Origin of the sequence: Paenibacillus sp. FSL K6-2441, from assembly GCF_037964765.1 — a bacterium.
GTDB classification, from domain to species: Bacteria; Bacillota; Bacilli; order Paenibacillales; family Paenibacillaceae; genus Fontibacillus; species Fontibacillus phoenicis.
The window spans coordinates 820070-841235 of the sequence record NZ_CP150174.1; the positions used below are offsets into that span (position 1 = coordinate 820070).

15 protein-coding genes are annotated in these 21166 nt (G+C 53.5%); 11 read left to right on the forward strand and 4 right to left on the reverse strand.

All coding sequences use genetic code 11. The annotated features are described in order from the left end of the window. Nucleotides 1-236: 236 nt before the first annotated feature. From NSQ80_RS03500 to NSQ80_RS03535, 8 genes are all read left to right on the forward strand, one after another. A complete protein-coding gene (locus NSQ80_RS03500; RefSeq protein WP_339301359.1) occupies nucleotides 237-2555 on the forward strand; it encodes a glycosyl hydrolase family 65 protein in 2319 nt (772 codons plus the stop codon). Beyond that, nucleotides 2552-4921, forward strand: coding sequence for a glycosyl hydrolase family 65 protein (locus NSQ80_RS03505; RefSeq protein ID WP_339301361.1), 2370 nt, complete (start codon nucleotides 2552-2554; stop codon nucleotides 4919-4921). The genes NSQ80_RS03500 and NSQ80_RS03505 overlap by 4 nt, the downstream gene beginning before the upstream one ends. A gap of 46 nt (nucleotides 4922-4967) precedes the next feature. Further along, nucleotides 4968-5600 carry a beta-phosphoglucomutase gene (gene pgmB / locus NSQ80_RS03510; RefSeq protein WP_323079012.1) on the forward strand — a complete coding sequence of 211 codons (633 nt, stop codon included), beginning with the start codon at nucleotides 4968-4970 and terminating at the stop codon, nucleotides 5598-5600. Nucleotides 5601-5829: 229 nt separating this feature from the next. After that, complete coding sequence (locus NSQ80_RS03515) at nucleotides 5830-7659, forward strand: histidine kinase (protein ID WP_323079014.1); 1830 nt, start codon at nucleotides 5830-5832, stop codon at nucleotides 7657-7659. Nucleotides 7660-7679: 20 nt separating this feature from the next. Next, entirely contained in the window at nucleotides 7680-9005 is a 1326-nt protein-coding gene (locus NSQ80_RS03520) for a response regulator (protein ID WP_009226947.1), read from the forward strand. 104 nt (nucleotides 9006-9109) lie between these two features. Continuing rightward, nucleotides 9110-10054, forward strand: coding sequence for a sugar ABC transporter permease (locus tag NSQ80_RS03525; protein ID WP_009226948.1), 945 nt, complete (start codon nucleotides 9110-9112; stop codon nucleotides 10052-10054). 1 nt (nucleotide 10055) lies between these two features. Then, the gene (locus NSQ80_RS03530; RefSeq protein WP_009226949.1) at nucleotides 10056-10922 is read left to right on the forward strand and encodes a carbohydrate ABC transporter permease; all 867 of its coding nucleotides are present in this window, start codon (nucleotides 10056-10058) and stop codon (nucleotides 10920-10922) included. 132 nt (nucleotides 10923-11054) lie between these two features. After that, the gene (locus tag NSQ80_RS03535; protein WP_339301365.1) at nucleotides 11055-12512 is read left to right on the forward strand and encodes an extracellular solute-binding protein; all 1458 of its coding nucleotides are present in this window, start codon (nucleotides 11055-11057) and stop codon (nucleotides 12510-12512) included. A 392-nt stretch (nucleotides 12513-12904) separates the two neighbouring features. Here the strand turns inward: NSQ80_RS03535 and NSQ80_RS03540 are convergent, their stop codons facing one another. Continuing rightward, the gene (locus tag NSQ80_RS03540; protein ID WP_339302156.1) at nucleotides 12905-13876 is read right to left on the reverse strand and encodes a bile acid:sodium symporter family protein; all 972 of its coding nucleotides are present in this window, start codon (nucleotides 13874-13876) and stop codon (nucleotides 12905-12907) included. A 139-nt stretch (nucleotides 13877-14015) separates the two neighbouring features. On the opposite strand from NSQ80_RS03540, the gene NSQ80_RS03545 reads away from it, so the two are divergent. Further along, nucleotides 14016-14945: a transposase gene (locus NSQ80_RS03545; protein WP_009226952.1), complete on the forward strand. Its 930-nt coding sequence runs from the start codon at nucleotides 14016-14018 to the stop codon at nucleotides 14943-14945. Nucleotides 14946-15027: 82 nt separating this feature from the next. Here the strand turns inward: NSQ80_RS03545 and NSQ80_RS03550 are convergent, their stop codons facing one another. Together NSQ80_RS03550 and NSQ80_RS03555 are read right to left on the reverse strand one after the other, a co-directional pair. After that, complete coding sequence (locus NSQ80_RS03550; RefSeq protein WP_009226953.1) at nucleotides 15028-16338, reverse strand: glutamate-1-semialdehyde 2,1-aminomutase; 1311 nt, start codon at nucleotides 16336-16338, stop codon at nucleotides 15028-15030. Between the two features lie 724 nt (nucleotides 16339-17062). Continuing rightward, nucleotides 17063-18157, reverse strand: coding sequence for an LCP family protein (locus tag NSQ80_RS03555; RefSeq protein WP_323079021.1), 1095 nt, complete (start codon nucleotides 18155-18157; stop codon nucleotides 17063-17065). A 130-nt stretch (nucleotides 18158-18287) separates the two neighbouring features. On the opposite strand from NSQ80_RS03555, the gene bcp reads away from it, so the two are divergent. Continuing rightward, nucleotides 18288-18773, forward strand: a complete 486-nt coding sequence (gene bcp / locus NSQ80_RS03560) for a thioredoxin-dependent thiol peroxidase (protein ID WP_339301369.1) — start codon at nucleotides 18288-18290, stop codon at nucleotides 18771-18773. A gap of 76 nt (nucleotides 18774-18849) precedes the next feature. Here the strand turns inward: bcp and NSQ80_RS03565 are convergent, their stop codons facing one another. After that, entirely contained in the window at nucleotides 18850-19581 is a 732-nt protein-coding gene (locus NSQ80_RS03565) for a stalk domain-containing protein (protein WP_009226956.1), read from the reverse strand. Between the two features lie 175 nt (nucleotides 19582-19756). On the opposite strand from NSQ80_RS03565, the gene NSQ80_RS03570 reads away from it, so the two are divergent. Next, the gene (locus NSQ80_RS03570; protein ID WP_339301371.1) at nucleotides 19757-21130 is read left to right on the forward strand and encodes a polysaccharide deacetylase family protein; all 1374 of its coding nucleotides are present in this window, start codon (nucleotides 19757-19759) and stop codon (nucleotides 21128-21130) included. Nucleotides 21131-21166 lie beyond the last annotated feature (36 nt).

Sequence of the window (21166 nt, forward strand, 5' to 3'; positions counted from 1 at the left end):
GGAGAACGCTCCGGTTTTTTTGTGTTGCGGCTGGCGCCAGCCCCCCAGATGTATATGGCTGCCGGCTTCTCTCGATATTATCCCGATGAGTCAGGGGGAGTGAACGAAAGGGATGCCAAATCCGTATGATCACACATAAGCTCCTTAGTCCTGGACATTTGGCCGCAAAGGGCGTTCCGCTAAGCTAAGTGGGAGAGGTTTATTTTAGGGATACACATAAAAGGAGATGGCGGAACATGCCGAAAATCGCGGACAAATATTTACAGGTCGACCCCTGGAAGGTCGTGGAGGTAGGTTTTGATCCGGGGCGTAACCGGGTCAGCGAGTCGATTTTTTCACTGGGGAATGAATATATGGGGGTCAGAGGCTACCCGGAGGAAGGGTATAGCGGAGATACGCTGCTGGGCAGCTATTTCAATGGGCTGTTTGAGGAGAGCCCGGTGACGGCTCATTACAAGGGGATTATTAAATCGCTGCGCTTTATGGTGAACGCGGTGGATTGGCTTCATACGCGGATTACATTGGATGGGGAAACGCTGGATCTGGCGGTGAGCCGGTTCAGCAACTTTCGGCGGGAGCTGGATTTTCGCACAGGAATCTATACCCGGGAGTTCGTGTGGCATACCGCCAGCGGGAAAGACGTCCAGATTACGTTTGAACGCCTCGTCAGTATGAAGGTGTCCCATCTTGGGGCACAGCGGATGACGTTGACGCCGCTCAACTTCACTGGTTCGATTCAAGTGCAAACCGGCCTGAACCTGAAGGTGATCCATGAGGATCAGCAACGGTGTTATTGGAAGGAGCTGAAACAGGGGGAAGCAAAAGATATCGAAGGAACCGGGATCGCGGGGATTCTAGGGGAGACGGTGAACACGGGGAACCGGTTGTTTTCCGGATTCCGCGTAGTTGCACCGGACGCCGTTACGGACGAGTTAGTGCAGGAAAGCTGTTACATCGGCCGGGCACTGACCTTGAAGCTGGAACAGGGCAAGCGCAGCACGCTGGATAAACTCGTTGTGAACGTGGCTGAGAAAGACCGTACCACGCCGGACGATGACCTTTGGCTGCGAGGGATCGAGCTGACAGCTCGGCACACCCAGGCGGGGTTTGATGCGGCGGCGGCCGACCAACGGGCGTATTGGAACCAGGTGTGGGCGGAATCGGACATCGCGATCGAAGGCGATCCGGAGAATCAGCAGGGGATCCGCTTTTGTATTTTTCAACTGTATCAGACTTACCACGGGGATAACCCCGGCTTTAACATCGGTGCAAAGGGGCTGACCGGCGAGGCTTATCGGGGGCTGGCTTTCTGGGATACGGAGTCGTATTGCTTGCCGTTTTATATTTTTAACAATCCGAAGGCAGCGCGGAGCTTGCTCGAATTCCGTTATCGGACGCTTCCTGAGGCGTTGAAGCGGGCCAAGGAGCTGGACTGTGAAGGAGCGTTTTATCCGATTGCTACCATCGACGGAACGGAAAGCTGCGATCTGTGGCAGCACTCCAATCTGCAGCTGCATGTCGGCACGGCGGTAGCGTACGGGTTGCGCCATTATGTGAAAATTACGGGTGACAAGGCGTTTCTGTACGAAAAAGGCGCGGAAATGCTGATCCAAATCAGCCGTTTTTACGCGTCACGCGGCCAGTGGGGGCAACAGTCGGGCAAATACGGCTATTTCGGCGTCATGGGCCCGGATGAATTCCAGCTGATGGTGAACAACAACTGTTATATCAACCTGATGGCCAAGAAGTTGTTCGAATATACGCTGGAGGTGCTGGAAGCGATGCGGAGCGAGGCTTTCGCCGCTTATGACGAGCTGGCAGCACGGCTTGGCCTGACGGAGGAAGAGCAGAAGGATTGGCAGAACAAGGCGCAGCATATGAAAATTCCGCGGGATGAACGGACGGGGATTTTTGAAGAGCATGATGGCTTTTTTGACCTGCCGCATCTGGATATTCACACCATTCCGGTCACGGAGTTCCCGCTGTATTCGCATTGGTCGTATGATCGACTCTACCGTTACGACATGATTAAGCAGCCGGATGTGCTGATGTTCATGTTCCTGTACAGCAGCGAATACTCGCTCGAGGAAAAACGCGCTAACTACGATTATTACGAGCCCCGCTGCATTCACGAATCGTCGCTGTCGCCGTCGATCCACTCGATTTTGGCGGCGGAAATCGGACGTTCGGATGAGGCGTATAAGTTCTTTGAATTTGCGACCCGGTTAGACCTGGACAACTATAACCGCAATACGCGGGAAGGCTTGCATACCACGTCAATTGCGGCAGCTTGGATGAACATTGTGTACGGGTTCGGCGGGATGCGGTCCGATGGGGAGTTGCTTGCGCTGAATCCAAGTATCCCTGAACGGTGGGAAAGTTACCGGTTTATGGTGACGTATCGCGGCACGAAACTGCAAGTTGAAGTGGACCAGAATCAGGTTAGCATCCGTGCGGTGTCCGGCGGCGTGGCGGAAATTTTGGTGTATGGCAACCTGGTCAACATCGATGAAGCCGGGATTCGGTTGCCGCTCCGAAAGGCGGTCGTTCAATGAGCTGGATCGTTAGAGAAAGCGGGTTTGACCCGGAGCGGATCGCACATCACGGCAATAAGTTTATGATCGGGAACGGGGTTCTTGGTTACCGGGGGACGTTGGAGGAGTTCAGCAAAAGTGAGCTGACCGCAACGATCGTCGCCGGCCTGTACGACCAAGTTGGGAGCAAGTGGCGTGAGCCGGTGAATGCCCCTAACGGGCTGGAGACGAATGTTTTTTGGAACGGCACGCGGCTAAGCGTGTTGGAGGCCGGAAATGTGGCCACAGGGGATAGCGCAGTGAAGAGCGAGAGTGCAGGCGGAGAGCGCGATCGAAGCAGACCAGAGCTTGTGGCTCACGAGCAGTCGCTGAACCTGCGTCAGGCGGTACACCGCCGGCGGTCGGTTTTTCGCACAGGGGATGGCGCAGAGGTCACGATCACTTCGGAGCGGTTTTGCAGTGCGGCGCGCACGGAGCTGATCGTATGCCGCTTCACCGTGGAGAGCAGCCAGGATAGCGAGCTGACGATCGTCACCGGCATTAATGGCGACGTCTGGGACATCAATGGCCCGCATCTTGTGCGGATGGAGAGCGGAGCGCATGCGGCAGGGGATGACGCAACCTGGGAGGTCGTGTCACTTACCGCTTCGACGCAGGAGCTCGGCTTGCCGATTACCGTAGTGGAAGCGGCAGAGGTTGCGAGCGGCGGGGAGCATGAAGTTTTACGCGAGGATCTATCCATCCGCCGCCGGATCCACGTGCGTTGCCGGGCCGGGGAACCGGTCGTGCTCGTAAAAGCTGTCGCCGTGGTGGCCGGACTGGAAGGGGAAACGGCTAACCAGGTTCAGGCGGCAGCGATCCAGTCGGCCCGGGAAGCGCGGCAGCTTGGTTACGATCGGCTGCTGAGCGAGCACGCCGAATATTGGGAGCGCAAGTGGAGCGCCTCCGACATTATCGTTGTAGGCGATGACGAAGCCCAGCTGGCATTGCGCTATAGTATGTACCAGCTCCATATCATTGCACCGGAACGCTCGGAGAAAGTGTCCATTCCGGCTCGCGGGTTGTCCGGCCAGGTATACAAGGGCGCGGTGTTCTGGGATACGGAGATGTTTATGCTGCCGTTCTTCCTGTATACCCAGCCAGAGGTGGCACGGAACCTGATGATGTACCGGGTGCATACGCTGGGCGGAGCGAAGCGCAAAGCCGCAGAGTACGGCTATGAAGGCGCATTTTATGCCTGGGAGAGCCAGGAAACAGGGGAGGATGCCTGCACCTTGTTTAACGTCAATGACGTGTTCACCGGCCGTCCGATGCGAACCTATTTCCGCGATAAGCAAGTGCATATCAGCGCGGACGTGGCGTACGGGATCTGGCAGGTTTACGCGTTTACAGGCGATGACCGTCTGCTTTTGGATGGCGGGGCGGAGGTCGCGTGGGAGTGTGCGAAGTTCTTTTATTCGTATGGGTATTTCAACCCTCGGAAGCAGCGTTACGAAATCCTCGACGTTACGGGGCCGGACGAATATCATGAGCGGGTGAATAACAACGCGTTCACGAACCGGTTGGTGAAGGAATGTCTGCGCATCGCTCTGGATGCCATGGAGATTCTAAAGCGCGGCAACTCCGAGCGGTATGAGCAGCTGCTGGCAGGCAGCCATATACAGCCGGAGCACATTCGCGACATGTATGAACGGTTGTACGTTCCAGAGCCGGATGCCCAAAGCGGGTTGATTGAGCAGTTTGACCGCTATTACGCGCTGGAGGACGTTGCGCTGCCGCAACTGAAATCGCGAATGCTGCATCCCCACGAATATCTCGGCGGGGGAAACGGACTTGCGACGACAACGCAAATCCTCAAGCAAGCCGATGTAGTGCTGATGCTGCACCTGTTTAAGGACGATTACGATCCAGCAATCAAAAAAGCGAACTGGGCTTACTACGAGCCGCGCACCGAGCACGGATCGAGCCTCAGTGCTTGCATCTATGCACTGGTGGCAGCGGATACGGGATCACCGGACTGGGGTTACCCTTACTTTATGCGGACGGCGACGATTGACCTAACCGGCGATGCCAAGCAATACGTCGGTGACTTGTACATCGGCGGCACGCATCCCGCTGCCAACGGCGGGGCGTGGATGGCGGCGGTGTTGGGATTTGCCGGCTTACGGTATGACGGAGACAAGGCGGTGCTTCGTCCGGCGTTGCCATCAGCCTGGCAGGCGATCGAATTCCCGGTACGCTTAGGCGGCGGCTCTTATCGGATCCGTGTCAGCCGGGAAGAGGTGGTCATCACGGCTCATGGCGATAATCCAGCTGGCCTGCGGTTTACCGTAGGAGAAGGAGAGCTGGCGGTAGCGCCGGGCCAGGAGGTTCGGATCCCCGTATGATACGGTCCGTTAGGAGTGCAAACGAAAGATTAAAGGAGAATCCATCATGTTAGAAACAATGAAAGGTGCGATCTTCGACCTCGATGGCGTGATCGTTGATACAGCCAAATACCACTATCTCGCCTGGCGGGCGCTGGCGCGACGGCTAGGTTTCGAGTTTACCGAAGCCGACAATGAGCGGCTGAAAGGTGTCAGCCGCATGGAATCGCTGCGCATCCTGCTTGAGGTGGGCGGTGTGGAAGCCACGGAGGAAGAACGCGAGCGGATGGCGGCAGAGAAGAACCGCGAATATGTCGAGTATATTTCCAAGCTGGAGCCTTCGGAAATTTTGCCGGGGGCGAAGGAGTATTTGCTGCAGCTGCGCGAGCGGGGCGTCAAGGTCGCGCTTGGGTCGGCGAGCAAAAACGCCGGGTTCATCTTATCCCGGCTGGGCATCGCGGAGCTGTTCGACGCGGTGATCGACGGCACCAAGGTGTCCAAGGCGAAGCCGGACCCGGAGGTGTTCCTCGCGGCTTGCTCGGCGCTGGCGTTGCCGCCGTCTGAATGCGTCGTGTTTGAGGACGCAGAGGCGGGCGTGCAGGCGGGCAAAGCCGCAGGCTGCCGCGTCGTCGGCATCGGCAGCCCAGACATCCTGGCTGAAGCCGATCGGGTCGTCAGCGGGCTGCATGAACTGGTGTAGCTGGCACGTTTGATCGCTTTGCACGAAACCCAATAAAGTCCCCCGGAAATTTCCGGGGGACTTTTTGTTTTTTTTAACTGGCAAGAATCCCAAAATCCCCTACACTAAGAAATAGGCAGGGGCCCGCCCATCCGCGAGAACAGGTGGAACCGCCACGATCTTCGTAGAAACGCGCATACTTGCCGGTTTTTAGAATTGCTATAGTTAAATTGCCGGAGGTGCAACACCATTGAAGCTAAAACTCAAGAACCCGCTAGCCAATTTGAACGTTAAACAGCAGATGATCCTCCTCTTTATTGTGATGGTCATTCCGTTATTTATTCTGAACGCCTACGGCAACTATAAAGCGGATCAAGTATTGAAGCGAAATGTCACCAACGCCTATATCGAGCTGAATAAGCAGAATTTCCGGCTCATTACCCGGGATATCGAGGCGATTAACAAGGTTACGTCAACCGTATTCCAGCATCCGCTGCTCCAGCAGCTGAACCCCAGCGGTGAAAGCTCAGAGACCGTCCTAGATCGGGTCAAAAACTACGAGAGGCTGGAGAACCTGCTGCTCAATTACTCGCAGGAAACCGATCAGCGGGAGCCGGTGTATTATTCGCTATACGTCTACGATCCGGACAACGCGTATTTCTTTGCCCCATATTATCCGGATGCGCGAAAGGCGGGCGTCTATTTTTTTCTCGAGAACGAGAAGCCGGAATGGTTTGATGAAGCCGTCGCGCAAAAAGGAAACGGTTACCTGCGCCTCATTGAGCACCTGTCTCCCTCCGGCCAAGGCCTGCCAAATCAAAAAACGCTCGCTTATATTCGGGCGATCAACAGCATTTACAAAAACGGTACGATCGGCGTACTGGTTGTGTCCAATGTTGACGGGCGCATCGGCGAATCGCTGCAAACCGTCTCCATTCCGGAGGGTGAGCTGTATTTTACCGATTGGAACAACCGGATTCTGACCTCCACACCAAGCCTGACGCCAACGCCAACTGGTTCGATATTGGATTTACCGCCAGAGGCGGATTTAGGCGATTCGCTGATCGGGGTGAAGGATCTCATCACCGAGGATTTCATCTATGTGATTAATTATAATTACGTTCTGCAGCAAAAGCTGGTGTACAAAGTGCCCATCAAGGCCATGCTGCAACAGCAAAACGAAATCAAACGGATTATTCAGCTCATTTCCATCGCTTATTTTGTGGTGGGGCTGGTGTTAATCTTATATTTCTGGCGGTCGCTGATGACCCCGATTCAAAAATTGGTTTATTTCGTCCGCCGTTACGAGCCGGGCAATGTGGTGCCGGAGACGCCGTACCGGGAAAGAAACGACGAGGTCAGCGTGCTCATTTCTACAATCTACGAGATGGCTCGCCGCCTCAATGGACTGATTCATTATAAATATCAGATGGACATCAAGCAGAAGGAAGCCCAGCTGCAAATTTTGTATCAGCAGATTAACCCGCATTTGCTGTACAACACGCTGGAGAGTATTTATTGGAAAAGCGCGATGGAAGGAAACACCGCCTCCGCCGAAATGATCAAGGAGCTGTCCAAGCTGATGAAAATCAGCCTGAGCCGCGGCCGGGAGCTGATCACGCTGGAGGAAGAGCTGGAGCATGCTTCGGCTTACATCAAGTTGCAGGAGCATCGTTATGAGTATGGTTTCCGCGTGATCTGGGACATTCCATCGGAACTGCATTCCACCATCATTCCAAAAATCACGCTGCAGCCGCTTATTGAGAACGCTATCATTCATGGCGTTAAACATATGGGAGAAGATGGCGAAATCATGATTCGCGCCGAAGCGGACGAAGCGCAGGGTTGTGTATACATTAGGATCGCCGACAACGGGTATAAGCCGGTCGACTTCGACGCCATCGACAAGCTGCTGAATGACGAAACGCCAAGCCCATCGTTTGGTTACGGCATCCGCAATATTCATCAGCGGCTTCGGCTGCATTTTGGGCCGGAGTACGGTTTGAAATACATGGGCCGCCCTGAAGGCGGAACCATCGTCACCATTACCCTGCCGCTCACCGTGAACCGGAACGAATAAAACGAACAGGGGGAACCACGATGTACAACGTATTGGTCGTCGACGACGAACCGTTGATCTGCAAAGGATTATCGGGACTTTTAACCGCTTCAGGACTGGATATCGGCCAGATCTACACCGCGTATAACGGGCACGAAGCGCTGGATTATGTCCGAATGGAGGAAGTAGATCTGCTCGTCACTGACATCCAGATGGGAGAAATGAACGGGATCGAGCTGATGCAGCAGGCGAAGCTGATCAAGCCATGGGTACAGACGATCATCATCTCCGCGCATGAAACGTTCCAATACGCCCAGATGGCGATCCGGCTTGGCGCCAAGGACTATTTGATTAAGCCGCTGAACAGTGAGCAGTTCCTGGATTCGGTGCGCAACGCGCTGCTCAAGATGGATAAACCGATGCCGCAGAGCGAGGAGCTGTTGTCCCGGGGCGCTGAACATTTCCGCATGGAGGAGCCGCTTCCGGAATACGGCGAACGGTTGAACCGCCTGTTAAGTGATCCCGCCGAAGGGGACGAAGAGCAGAGGTTTGCGGAAGCTGAGCGATTGGGGCTGACGGGGCCGTATTTTTCCGTGATCAAAATCAAGCTGGCCATCCCCGCTGACAAGCAGCTATCCGTGGACCAGGATCGGGATGCCTGCCTGTTCCGCTACGCGGCGCTGAATATCGTGAACGAGCTGCTGCATCAGGAGTGGCGCGCGGCATCTTTTTATACCCAGAGTCTGGAGATCGCCCTCATCTTGCAGTGGAATGAAACGGAGTACGCCGAACCCAATCTCAATAAAATCAACCAGCTCGAAATGCTAGGCCGCAGCCTGCATCATCACATCCATAAATACCTTGGCTTGCGGTGCACGGTGGGGATCAGCCAGATTCTCAAAGGTACGGGGTTTCTGAGCTTGCTAAGCCGTCAGGCGGACAAAGCGATGCTGTGGGGAGGAGAACACGGGGATCACCATGTGTTTTATTATGGCGATTTTAACTGGCACAACTATACCCAGGATCCTTCCACGGAGGAGCTGACGAAGCAGAATAACCGGATCGTGGAGAGCGCCAAGAAGTATATCGAGGAGAATTACCGGCAGAAGGGGCTGACCATCCACGAGGTGGCCCGCAACAATCATGTCAGCCCCAATTACTTGAGCTATCTGTTCAAGAAAAATACCGGCTACAACCTGTGGGAATACGTGATCAAGCTGCGGATGGAAGAGAGCAAAGCGCTGATTCTGAACACGGACCTGCGCCGTTACGAGATCGCTGAACGCGTGGGTTATGAGTCGCCGGAGCATTTTAGCAAGATTTTTAAGAAATACTTTGGCGTCAGTCCCACGGAACTGAAGAAATAACGATGAAGTAAGAACGACCATAGTTCACATAGTTTTAGACATGTTCGCCGTCCGGCTGCTTTTCTACAATGAGAAGAGACACTACGTAGAAAAGAGGGAGAACGATGGGGGAACCCGTGATTTCACCGGGGAACATGCAGCAGAACACGGTTAAAACGTCCGCCTCCGCTTCGCGGAAGCCGCGGCGGGGGTCGAACTGGAAGCAGTACATGTGGGGGTATCTATTTCTGGTACCGGCGATCGCCATATTTATCGTGTTCTTATGGGTCCCGATCATCAAAGGGATGGTTTACAGCTTCTATAACATTGATTTCGTCAAAGGTAACACATTTGTCGGACTGGACAATTACGTGAAGGTGTTTCATAACCCCGACGTACTTCTGTCGGTTCGCAACACCTTGTATTATATGCTCCTCTGCTTGGTTATCGGCTTTTGGGTACCGATCGCGGCGTCAATCGCCATTTCCGAGCTGCGCTGGTTCCAGGGATTTGCGCGGATTGCCGCGTACCTGCCGTTTGTCGTGCCGGGCGTCGTCCTCTATGGGATGTGGCGCTGGATGTACGATCCGGTGGGGCCGATCAACGCCTTGCTCGGATGGTTTGGAGCCGATCCGGTGTCCTTTATTTCCGACGGCAGGTGGTCGATGGTCTCGATCGTCTTTATGGAGACGTGGCAGCAGTTTGGTTCAGCGATGCTGATTTACCTGGCCGGAGTGCTGAGCATTCCGCGGGACTGGTACGAAGCGGCGGAAATCGATGGAGCCGGCGTCTGGGCCCGGATCAAATACATCACGCTGCCATCGATGCGGAATCTGATCGTGTTGATGCTGATTTTACAGCTGATCGGCACTTCCCAGGCGTACCAATCGCAGTTAGCTTTGCTGGACGGCGGGCCAAACAAGGCGACGTTAACTTACGCCCTCCTGACAGTCAAATACGCCTTTACCCAGCTCGATTACGGGGCCGGGACCGCGCTGGGTGTTCTGATGTTCATCGTGCTAAGCGTGCTGGGCGTGTTGCAATACAAGCTGAACAAGGAGGAGTACTGATATGAAAGAAAGAGGCATCCTGTCGCCCTCCGATCTGCAGAAGCCGCTGAATAAAGTGGTATACGGATTTATGGTCTTGTGCATTGCGGTGATGACGTTTACGATGCTGTATCCGATCGCAATGACGATGTTTAACGGGCTGAAGAGCAACCAGGAGGTCAACTCGTTTCCGCCGCGATTTTTTCCGCAGGAATGGCATTGGGACAATTTCCCGAAAGCCTGGAATTACATCGATTTGCCGATGTTTTTGAAAAATACTCTGCTTATCTTCGGCGGCAACCTGCTGATGACCATTTTGGTGCTGGGTCTCGCTTCGTTCAGCATTTCACGGATCCGGGTGCCGTATAGCCGGGCGATCTACTTTTTTATCCTGCTGACGTTGTTTATCCCGGCCTCCAGTTATATGATCCCGAACTTCGTCAACCTGAAGGAGCTGGGGCTGCTGAACACCTATTGGGCGTTCTGGCTGCCGGCGGGAGCGAACGCGTATTATTTTCTGCTGATGAAAAATTTCTTCGACGGCATCCACCCGGAGATCTTCGAAGCGGCCCGGATTGACGGAGCTTCGGAGTGGACCAGTTACTTGCGGATTGCGGTGCCGCTGTCCGTGCCGATCTTCGCGACGCTGGCGATCTTTATTTTCTCCACGGCGTGGAATGACTGGTTCTGGCCATCGCTGGTAATGCACACGGAAGACAAATATACGCTGGCGACCGCGATCTACAAATATGTAATTAACGCGCGGAACATGGATAGCAGCATTAAGTTCAGTATTTTGTTTATGGTGATGATTCCGCCGATCTTCGTGTTCCTGGGGTTCCAGAAGTTTATCATGCGCAGCGTGAGCTTGTCTGCAGTTAAGGGATAGGCGGATGGGTGGCAGCGTTTACAGAATCGTAGGCCTGCACACGAAAGTCATAAGATCACACATCGAATGCTAAATGTTTCTCTTTTATGATAAAAATGCAAGATTACCTAACTTATGAAAAGGGGAGTTTCAATGCGCAAGTTTTCAGCAGTGTTGATGTGTCTGATGTTGCTTGGTTCGCTGCTCGCGGCCTGCGGCGGAGGCGGGAACAAGGAAGCCCAAAATAACGGCGGCGGAAACACGGCGGCCACGGGGAACAACGGAGGAAGCAATGCGGATGCGAATTCGGGAGAAGCCGATGATATCACGCAGCGCAAGGTCACGATCAAGATCCACTATCCGTTGCCGGACGAAACGACGCTTCGCCAACAGGAGGACGATAAAATCGCCCGCTTCCAAGCCAAATACCCGAACGTGACGATCATTAAGGATGACTGGCAATACAGCGTTAACGAAATCGGCGTAAAAATGGCTTCCAACGAAGCCCCAACCTTCTACAATACGTGGGCAACGGAAGCCCAATTCCTGGTGGAACGCGGCTGGGTTGCTGACATCACGGATCTGTGGAACAACTGGGAGTATAAAGACGAAATTAACCCGGTGCTGCAAAATCAATTTATCGTTAACGGCCGAGTGTACGGGATCACCCAAAACGGTTACGTTACCTCGACGGTCGTTAACAAGAAGCTGCTGGACGAGAAGGGCATCGCTGCTCCTCCGTTCGACTGGACTTGGGACGATATGTACAACGTAGCCAAAGGGGTTGCCGATCCGAAGAAAGGGATTTCGGGGATCGCACCGATGGGGAAAGGGAACGAAGCAGGCTGGAACTGGACCAACTTCCTGTTTGAAGCCGGCGGCGATATTGAAAAGACCGAAAACGGCAAAGTGACCGCCGTCTTCAACTCCGAGGCTGGGGTGAAGGCGCTGGATTTCTATAAGAAGCTGAGATGGGAAGCTAACGCGATCCCGCAAGACTGGGCGCTGGGTTGGGGCGATGCCGTCAGCTCCTTCCAACAAGGCCGGACGGCGATGGTGATCGCCGGTGCATTTGACGTCATTCAAGCGGCGCTGAATGAAGGCGGCATGAAGCCGGAGGATGTGATCGCTTATCCGATGCCTGCTGCAGAGAAAGGCGGCAAGCATTACGGGGTGCTCGGCGGCAACTACCTCGTCATTAACCCGAATGCCACGAAAGACGAACAAGAAATGGCGTTCCGCTATATTACGTTTGATTACTTCACCGACGATGCCTTGAAAGCCGTTGAAGATACGATTCAAGCCCGCAAAGCGGAAGGCAAGTATTATGTGCCGACACCGCTGGAGTATTTCAGCGAAGATTCCGAGTATGCCAGCAAAGTGAAAGCCATTTACGAAAAATACGACAACGTGTACAAATACGATCCGCAGCTCTTCGGCCTGCTGGAAGGCAAGCCGGAAGCGCAATTCGGCACGCAGGACTACTACGCCACGATGTCCAACGTCGTCCAGGAATCGTTCTCGAAGAAGGGCACGGACTCCAAGCAGCAGCTGGATGTCGCAGCGAAGTACGTGCAAGAGAATTTCTTTGACAAAATTCAAGCGCAATAATTCGTGAGTTGGCAGGGAGTCTCCCCTTGGGTCAGGTTGACCGGGGGAGGCTTTTTTTGCGTTGGAGGGGGCGGGAGTGGTGGAGGTAGGGAGTACGATTGGAGAGTGACGATGGTGGCGGAGGAGGCTAGTGCTAATGCCAGGCGTAGGCCGCTAACGGACCTGAGAGACCTTATTTTGCGGTTTTCGGCGCGTGTTGAAATCTAACGGACCGGAGAGACGTTATTTGCGGTCTGGAGTGGAGTTCAGCACGGATTTCAGCCCAATAGCGTCATCTGGTTCCGTTAGGATGGGAAATGGCCGGGAAATGAGCGAATAAGGTCATCTGGTTCCGTTATAAGGGACTGGAGCGGAGAGGGACGGCGCGCCCTGCCGAGCTCTCTAAATCTAAATCATGCCGACGTTGCTGTTTTGTCCGTTGGCTGATGCGCGCGGGCTTGCCGGCCGAGTACGAGGCCGACGAGGGAGGCCATCACTTGCTGGAACACCATGCCCAGCACGACCGGCACAGCCACCGGAGCGGGGAAGTAGGTGACAGCCAGCACGGCGCCGGCACTGATGTTGCGCATGCCGCCGTTGAAGACGAGCGCGACTTTGTCGGCTTCGTTCAGGCTGATCAGCCGGGACAAGCCACAGCCCAGCGCGTAGCCGATGGCCGCGAGCAGAACGATGATGGCGGCGAGCCCCAGCAGCCGCGGGCTGAAGTCGGTCAGGTAAGGGGCGACAACCGCGCCGTTAATCGCCACGACCGAAGCCATGGCAAGCTTCGAAAACGGGTTCAGCCAAGGCCCCCAAGTGGTGATCACCTTGCCTTGGGTCCACTGGTTCAGCACCATGCCCACCAGCGATGGGACGACGATCATCCAGAACAGGCTGGTCATCATCGCCACGGCGTCAAGCCGGACGCTGGTGCCAACCAACAGCGCCAGGATGCCGGGAACAACAAAGGGAGCCAGCAGCGTGTCGATCAGGATGATCGACAAGGTCAAGGCAATGTTGCCCTTGTAGATGCTGACCCAGACGAAGCTGCTCACCCCGGTTGGAATCGCCGCAGCGAGGATAAAGCCGGTGATCGTATAAGCATCCCCGGGGAACGCCAAATGCCCCATTCCCATCGCCATCAGTGGCATGGCCAGGTGGAGGATGAACAGGCAGAGCACCAGGGGGAGTGGTTTTTTCAGCACATTAAGGAAATCTTTGAAGCTGAGACTAATGCTCCCGGCAAAGGTCATGAAGGCAAACAGCCACGGAGACAGGTAGGTATAGGAGGCTAGACGACTCCCGCAAAGGACGCCGATCAATATGCCAGTAGGGGTAATTAATGGCATTAATTTGTTCAGTTGTCGGTTTAGCGTTTGCAGCATGGTCACGACATCCTTTGGCAGTTTATCGGAAATTATATAAAAAATATAATTGTTTACATTTACCATGGTAAATTTAGGTAGTAGACAATGAAACAAGTTTGGCCAAATTAACAAGAATAAATAGAGAGGTTGAGATGCTATGTTTAAAAGAACATTATTATGCGCCTTGACTTTAGTAATTACCTTGTTCATTTCAGGGCCAGGATATGCAGCGAATGATCAAGATGATAGTCTGGGGCATGATTCTATTAGCCCACAGACTAAAATGGAAATTATCAAAACAATGGAGGAATTAACGAAGATAAGCTTGGAAAAGCTAAATCCTCAAAATTCTTCGAAACTTAGTTCGAATGCTGAAGGCACCCTGAGGAAAAAACTTTCTTCCTTGGGTGTTAGAGAGCTTACTCCAATTGAAGTGCAAGAAAAGATATCAAAAAATTTAGTAACACCTAACGTTTCAGTTCCTCCTAGTAATAGTAATGTCAGATGGTATGAGCTTAGATATACACATACCCGGAGTGGAAAGACATATGATATCCAAGAACTGTATGCTCAGGCCGTAGGGTATAACACTAATCTTTATAGTTCTAACAACACATTGTATTTGATTAATGGTACAAAAACACAGGTCAATGTTGGTCAGGCACTAATAAATGTTTACGCGAATAAATTAATCGGAGTTATTGCGTCATTGAATCCAATCACAAATATTTTACCATATGAGTTATTTGTAAAAATACCAGACGGAAGTTCCACTATTTCTATGAATTCTGATTTCATTTCATACAGATTACTTTCAACTGCTTGTTTTTCATACGTAAAAGATTCTGGAAAAAGCGACGATTATTTAACTATGACGTACGCCTATGCTTTGGCCGTCAGACGGATGATTGAGCCGGAGCCTGTGTTCGGGGATATGAAAAACAATTGGGACTTCAAACGATTCCTGCTTCGAGGCTTACCAAAAGCAAGCTTTGAAGTCGGGTGGCTTTCCCTTGCCCACAATCTGCTCAAGAAAGCAGCGGCGGACGCCAAAAACCAAGGAGCTAAGCGGTCTGTTCTCGCTTAGCTCCTTGGTTTTTTACTTATACCATCCTATCTTGTTGCTGAGGATGTTCAAAAGTTTACTTTTGGGACAGCCTCTACTATTTTCATCGGGCAATTTCTTTGAAAGAAGCCTCTGCGGCTTCCAACGTGAAGTCGATGTCGGCTTCCGTGTGCGCCGTTGTCAGGAACCAAGCTTCGAACTTCGACGGGGCGAGGTTGACCCCACGGTTCAGCATGGCGCGGAAAAAGGCAGCGAACGCTTCGCTGTCGGTGTCTTGCGCCTCCGCATAGTTCGTGACCGGATGGTCACAGAAATGCGTCGAGAACGAGCCGCGGATCCGGTTGATGGTCAGCGGCACTCCATGGCGGCGGGCCGAGTCAGCCAGCCCGTCGGTCAGCTTCACGGCGAGGCGGTCCATCTCTTCGTAGACCCCAGCGCCTTGCAACACCTCAAGGCAGGCGATGCCGGCGGAGATAGAAGCAGGGTTGCCCGCCATCGTTCCGGCCTGATAGGCCGGACCCAGCGGTGCCACCTGCTCCATGATCTCTTTGCTGCCGCCGTACGCGCCGATCGGCAGCCCGCCGCCGATGATTTTGCCGAGGGCGGTCAGGTCCGGCCGGATCGCTTCGTGGTTGGAGAGGCCGGCGTAGGTTTGCGCCGAGCCGTAGTGGAAGCGGAAGGCCGTAATGACCTCGTCGTAAATGACGAGGGCGCCGTACTGCCGTGCGAGCCGGCAGAGCTCTTCCAAGAACCCGGGCTTCGGCATCACCATGCCGAAGTTCCCGACGATCGGCTCGACCATGACGGCGGCGACGTCGTCGCCCCACTTGTCGAGCGCATCTTTCAGCGCCGAAGCATCGTTAAACGGTACGGTGATCACCTCGTGCGCGATGCTGGTCGGGATGCCGGCGCTGTCAGGGATGCCCAGCGTGGACGGGCCGGAGCCCGCGGCCACGAGCACGAGATCGGAATGGCCGTGGTAACACCCGGCAAATTTGATGATTTTGTTGCGCTTCGTATACGCGCGCGCGACGCGGATCGTCGTCATGACCGCTTCCGTACCGGAGTTGACAAAGCGTACCTTGTCCATCGAAGGGATCGCTTCTTTGAGCATACGGGCCAAGCGGATCTCCAGCTCGGTTGGGGTCCCGTACAACGTGCCGTTTGCGGCTGCCTCTTGAATGGCCTTCGTCACATGCGGGTGGGCATGTCCGGTAATGATCGGCCCGTAAGCCGCCAAATAATCAACGTAGCGATTGCCGTCCACGTCCCAAAAATACGCGCCCTCAGCTTTTTTCATAAAAACAGGCGCCCCGCCGCCAACCGCCTTAAACGAGCGGGAGGGGCTGTTGACGCCGCCTACAATATGCTGCAACGCTTCTTCATACAATCGTTCGGATTGCGATCGATTCATCTCTATCTTCCTTTCTGAATTGAATAACTGGTGTGAACTAGTTGATGCGCTGGCGATCCGGCAATTCAACTGCAAAAGTACATTTAACTTGTCTGGAAAACCGGCTTTTTTGTGCGATTAGCTGCAAAAGTGCATCTCACGTAGCAGGATATGTCCTCAAAAACGACTTTTCAGCGGAAATGAACTATACTTTTACATTTGACAGGCCCAAAATAGCGGTTTTTAGCCAAAATGAACTGCACTTTTACATCTCGTGGCGGTGGTGGTGCAAAAAACAGCAGTTAGTGGTGCAAAAAACAGCAGTTAGTGGTGCAAAAAACATCAGTAGGTGGTGCGATTTGCGGCAGTTAATGATGCAAATTGTGCAGCTGGTGGTGCGATTTGCACTAGTCGATAATGCAAATTGCGCCAGAATGTAGTGCGATTTGCGCCAGCTGATGATGCAATTAGCGGCAATTGTGTGGTGCAATTAGCGGCAGTTAGCTCACCGCCGACCGTGAGCACTGTCAGCGACCGCCAGTGACCGCGACCGATCTTATTAGACCGTTGCAGCCCTCCGCCGAGCACCCCAAAAGAGAGGAGGCCGCCTCTCGAGTAAGTCCACCCCCACAGGGCAGGCCTGCCTCAAGCTGCGCCCTCCGACCTCACGGGCAGGAGCCCGCCTGCAGGAAGGACTCCACCAACCTTAGGGTTTGGAGTCCTTCGCCACTAAAGGCTACCAGCCTCAAGGGCTGGCCGCCTCCAGGTTCACGCCGCTGCTGCCGGCGTTCGCCCCGGTACGGCCCGAGCTGCCGCTGTCGTCGTTGCTGCCGCCGTTGTCCTCGGCACCGTCAGCATCGCTGCCGCTGCCCGTCCCGCTTTCCTCAGCTTTGTTAAATACGTCCTGCACGTATTGCTTTAATTCATCTTCGCTGCGAACGCCAAGGACGGACGAGCCGCCAACGGTTTTCTCAACCAGCAGTTCCATCGGCGGAATTTGTTCGCTGGCGACCATTTCTGTGTCATACCCGACGGTAGCCAGCTTCCACATATCCTGAACCGACAAGTTCGTGTCGATGTAAGGATTGATTTTCTCCAGAATCGAAGGCAGCTTCATAATGGAAGTCGTCGACTTCAACTTTTCCGCCACCGCCTTCAGGAAGTTACGCTGCCGCTCGGTCCGGGTGTAGTCGGACAGGGCGTCGTGCCGGAAGCGGACGTATTGCAGCGCGGTTTTGCCGTCGAGGTGCTGCTGTCCTTTTTTCAGATCGATATCGTATTCATGGTTATCCGCTTTGCTGGTGTAGTGCATATCTTTTTCCACATAAAAATCAACCCCGCCGACCGCATCCACCAGCTCAATGAATCCTTGAAAGTCGGTATACACATAATATTGTATCGGGATGCCCAGCAGGTCGGAGACTGCTTGCATCGCCGTATTGGGTCCATGCGTAATCGCCGTGTTGATCCGGTCCGAACCGTGCTCCGGAATTTTCGTGTACGTGTCACGCAAAATCGAGAAGAGGTAGGCCTTCTTGCTCACAGGGTCGAGGGAAGCGACCAGCATGGTGTCCGAGCGGGGGATTTCCCCTTTCTTCAAACCGCGCGCATCGACGCCCATCAGCAGAATGTTCACCCGATCCTTGCCTTCCCATTTGGGCGGTTCCGGCACTTTCGTTTCGGTTGGCTGCACGTTATAGAAAGGAGACTGTTCTCCTTCTTTTTGAAAATTGTCCACTTGGTTATAGAGGGCCGTAAAATAGTAGGCTGCAAAGGCAGCGAGAGCGACAACCACTCCGATCACAGACCAGAGAATCGCCCGTTTTGTGCGTTTCGTCATTGGGTTCGTTCCTTTCAAGTCATGCGATAAATTCGGTTTCTATTATAGATATACTACATGTCTTTCCATTATAATTTTTTTTGTAAATACAATCAATTTCAGGGTTGGAGAGGCCAGAGGAGGAAGGAGCATGTCGGAACAAACGCAACAAGTGCAAATCGGTCAGCCCGTTCCGGATTTTCAATTGCCCGCAGCCAACGGGGAGGAAATCTCATTATCGCAATTTCGCGGCCGGAAGGTCGTTCTTTATTTTTATCCCAAAGACTCTACCCCAGCTTGTACCCAGGAGGCTTGTGATTTCCGCGACCTTGCCCAGGCGTACGGCGAATACGGGGCAGTGGTGCTTGGCATCAGCGGGGATTCGGTGAAATCTCACGCAAGGTTCGCCATGAAGCAGGGGCTGAATTTTCCGCTATTATCGGACGAGTCTCATGAGGTATGCCGGATGTTTGGCGTATGGCAGCTGAAAAAAATGTACGGCCGCGAATACGAAGGCATCGTCCGTTCGACGTTCCTCATCGACGAGGAGGGGAAGCTGCTCCGTGAATGGCGCGGGGTTCGAGTCAAAGGGCACGCGGAACAAGTGTTGGAGGCACTGCGAGAAGCCGGCCAATAAAATAGGTGTCTTCGCCAGAGAGTTGATCAAAACGCCTCATCCTAACGTTAAAGTGGGATGAGGCGTTTACCTTTACTTATTTTTCAAAATGCAGATCAAAAAGGCCTAGTTCGATGTTCTCCTGATCGGCTGTTGCACGGAACTCGACTTTCGCTGCATGAGCGACGTCAAGCGCTAAATCCTTAGGGAAGTCTCCCGGTTTGAAAGTTTCTGAGTAAGCTTCACGATCATCGACCAGGATCCGCAGCGTCACCGAAGCCCCAGAATCTCTATATTTTCCGGTCAACCCCACTTTGCCGACCACCTTTTTGGCTTGTCCGTTAAGCGGAAATTGAATATGGACCCAGCGACTGTCTGAGCCGTTATCATTTCTAGGGAACTCAAAGCGCAGGAAGCTGGTATACGTGTTCCCCAAGTTATCTTCAATCGGTTCGTTCGCATTGTATACGTATTCATATCTGCTCCAGTATGCGGTCTGCGCATTCGAATGCTGGATATCGCGTTCTGGATAAATATCCGTTTTCCCCTCTGTCTCGCCTATGTATACGGTTTGCGTGGAGGCGTCCCATTTCACCGGAAGCTTCAGCGCTTCAGCAACAAACCGAAGAGGTACGTATGTCGTCCCGTTATAGAGGAACGGTTTGTTATCCTCACTCAACTTTTGAGCTGTTTTGTTGACGGTAATCCCTTTGACGTTGTAAAACACTTCGATCAGCTTTCCGCTGCTGCCGGCATAAACTCCTGTTGCTCCGAATAGAAGGGAGCCTGCAACGAAGCCGGCAATGAATTTAGATTTTGAATTCTTCATGTTGCAATTACACCTTCCTTTGGATAGTTTTGCAACATATTATATCTGCGCCGGCGGGGGTTCGGCAATATTTTCTCGAATGACGTCTATCTTCATCTCTACCTTCATACAATCTACCAGAAAGCTAAAGGATTCATAGAAAAGAAATTGATCCTAGTGCGGAGGTAGAAGGTCGATGAAACAACCAAAAAAGTTATCCGGACAAATGCTGGTACGTTTGCTACTGCTTACGGTAGTACTGATTGCGGCAATCTGCACGCCGCTTGGCTTCCAGCACAAGGGCATGCCTGAAGTCAAAGCCCTGGCGATGAAAGAACAAGCCGCGGGGGAATCCGCGACGCATACAGTAAATCTCGCTACACCTGCCGCTGAGAAGGTGCAACCTGTCCATACGTCGGCCGTTGGCTCGGCTGGCGCATCGGCGGCTTTGGCGGCATCTCAGGCGAAGAAGTCTGAAACGCCGCAAGCGAACAACAAAGACAAGCAAGGCAAAACGGTTTATTTAACATTTGACGACGGGCCAAGCCCGCATACAGATCAAGTGCTGGAGATATTGCGGGAAGAGGAGGTGCCCGCGACCTTCTTCGTATTGGGGCAGCAAGCCAAGCGCTACCCGGAGATGATCCGGCGCATCGCAGACGGCGGCCATGTCCTCGGGAATCATACGTATAACCATGATTATGACGCATTGTACGACAGCTTCGGCCATTTCTGGAAGCAGGTCAAGGAGACGGAAGAGGTGCTGCGGGAGATTACGGGAACACGTACACCGCTGGTACGCGCGCCGGGCGGGACATATGGTCATTTTGACAAGACGTATTTCAACCTGATGGAGCAGGGCGGGTATAAAGTGTTTGACTGGAATGTAGACAGCGGGGATTCCAAGCGTAGAGGCGTTCCGGCCAGTGAGATTATAGCCAACGTCAAGAACACGAAGCTGCAGGATCAAATCATTGTGTTGATGCATGACGGAGGCGGTCATGAACAGACGGTTAAGGCGCTGCCGGAAATTATTCATTACTATAAAAAACTAGGTTACGAGTTTGGCACCTTATCTGCAGAGCAACAGCCCGTACAATTTTCGCTGGACCCTTCCATAAGCAAGAAAAAGAACCGTCCCGCGCCTTCCGCCGAATGGATCGCGTCCAACGTCGTTCCGAATGCGGCTTTGTTTGAACCGGAGCTGCCGCTTACCGTGGAGGCTGGCGGGTTGCAAACGCGCCTTGAGCCCGGGGAATACGAGTTGCGTGACGGTCAGTATGTGGCACCTGTCCGTTTAATGATGGAGCGGTTAGGGGCAGAAGTCTATTGGAGCGAGGCTACGCAAAGCGCCTTCATCAACTGGGGGGACGCCTACATGGTGGCAGATACCCGGCGCGGGGTGCTGACGGCTGTACGCCAAGACGGAACCAATGTGGAATGGGAAGTGACGTTTGAGCGCAAGGCTCAGGCGTTATGGATTCCGCTGCGTCCGCTCTTGGAGGCATTAGGTCATCCGATTGTCGGAGTTGTTTCAACTGCTGGGGAGCGACGGGTCTCGGCAATCTAGTTGTTTTGATAGATTCTTGGGACAAACGCTTAACTT

Excerpts from the sequence above, each read along its gene's own strand:
- NSQ80_RS03500 (WP_339301359.1), top strand. The coding sequence starts at position 237 with ATGCCGAAAATCGCGGACAAATATTTACAGGTCGACCCCTGGAAGGTC.
- NSQ80_RS03505 (WP_339301361.1), top strand. The coding sequence starts at position 2,552 with ATGAGCTGGATCGTTAGAGAAAGCGGGTTTGACCCGGAGCGGATCGCA.
- pgmB (WP_323079012.1), top strand. The coding sequence starts at position 4,968 with ATGTTAGAAACAATGAAAGGTGCGATCTTCGACCTCGATGGCGTGATC.
- NSQ80_RS03520 (WP_009226947.1), top strand. The coding sequence starts at position 7,680 with ATGTACAACGTATTGGTCGTCGACGACGAACCGTTGATCTGCAAAGGA.
- NSQ80_RS03525 (WP_009226948.1), top strand. The coding sequence starts at position 9,110 with ATGGGGGAACCCGTGATTTCACCGGGGAACATGCAGCAGAACACGGTT.
- NSQ80_RS03530 (WP_009226949.1), top strand. The coding sequence starts at position 10,056 with ATGAAAGAAAGAGGCATCCTGTCGCCCTCCGATCTGCAGAAGCCGCTG.
- NSQ80_RS03535 (WP_339301365.1), top strand. The coding sequence starts at position 11,055 with ATGCGCAAGTTTTCAGCAGTGTTGATGTGTCTGATGTTGCTTGGTTCG.
- NSQ80_RS03540 (WP_339302156.1), bottom strand. The coding sequence starts at position 13,876 with ATGCTGCAAACGCTAAACCGACAACTGAACAAATTAATGCCATTAATT.
- NSQ80_RS03545 (WP_009226952.1), top strand. The coding sequence starts at position 14,016 with ATGTTTAAAAGAACATTATTATGCGCCTTGACTTTAGTAATTACCTTG.
- NSQ80_RS03550 (WP_009226953.1), bottom strand. The coding sequence starts at position 16,338 with ATGAATCGATCGCAATCCGAACGATTGTATGAAGAAGCGTTGCAGCAT.
- NSQ80_RS03555 (WP_323079021.1), bottom strand. The coding sequence starts at position 18,157 with ATGACGAAACGCACAAAACGGGCGATTCTCTGGTCTGTGATCGGAGTG.
- bcp (WP_339301369.1), top strand. The coding sequence starts at position 18,288 with ATGTCGGAACAAACGCAACAAGTGCAAATCGGTCAGCCCGTTCCGGAT.
- NSQ80_RS03565 (WP_009226956.1), bottom strand. The coding sequence starts at position 19,581 with ATGAAGAATTCAAAATCTAAATTCATTGCCGGCTTCGTTGCAGGCTCC.
- NSQ80_RS03570 (WP_339301371.1), top strand. The coding sequence starts at position 19,757 with ATGAAACAACCAAAAAAGTTATCCGGACAAATGCTGGTACGTTTGCTA.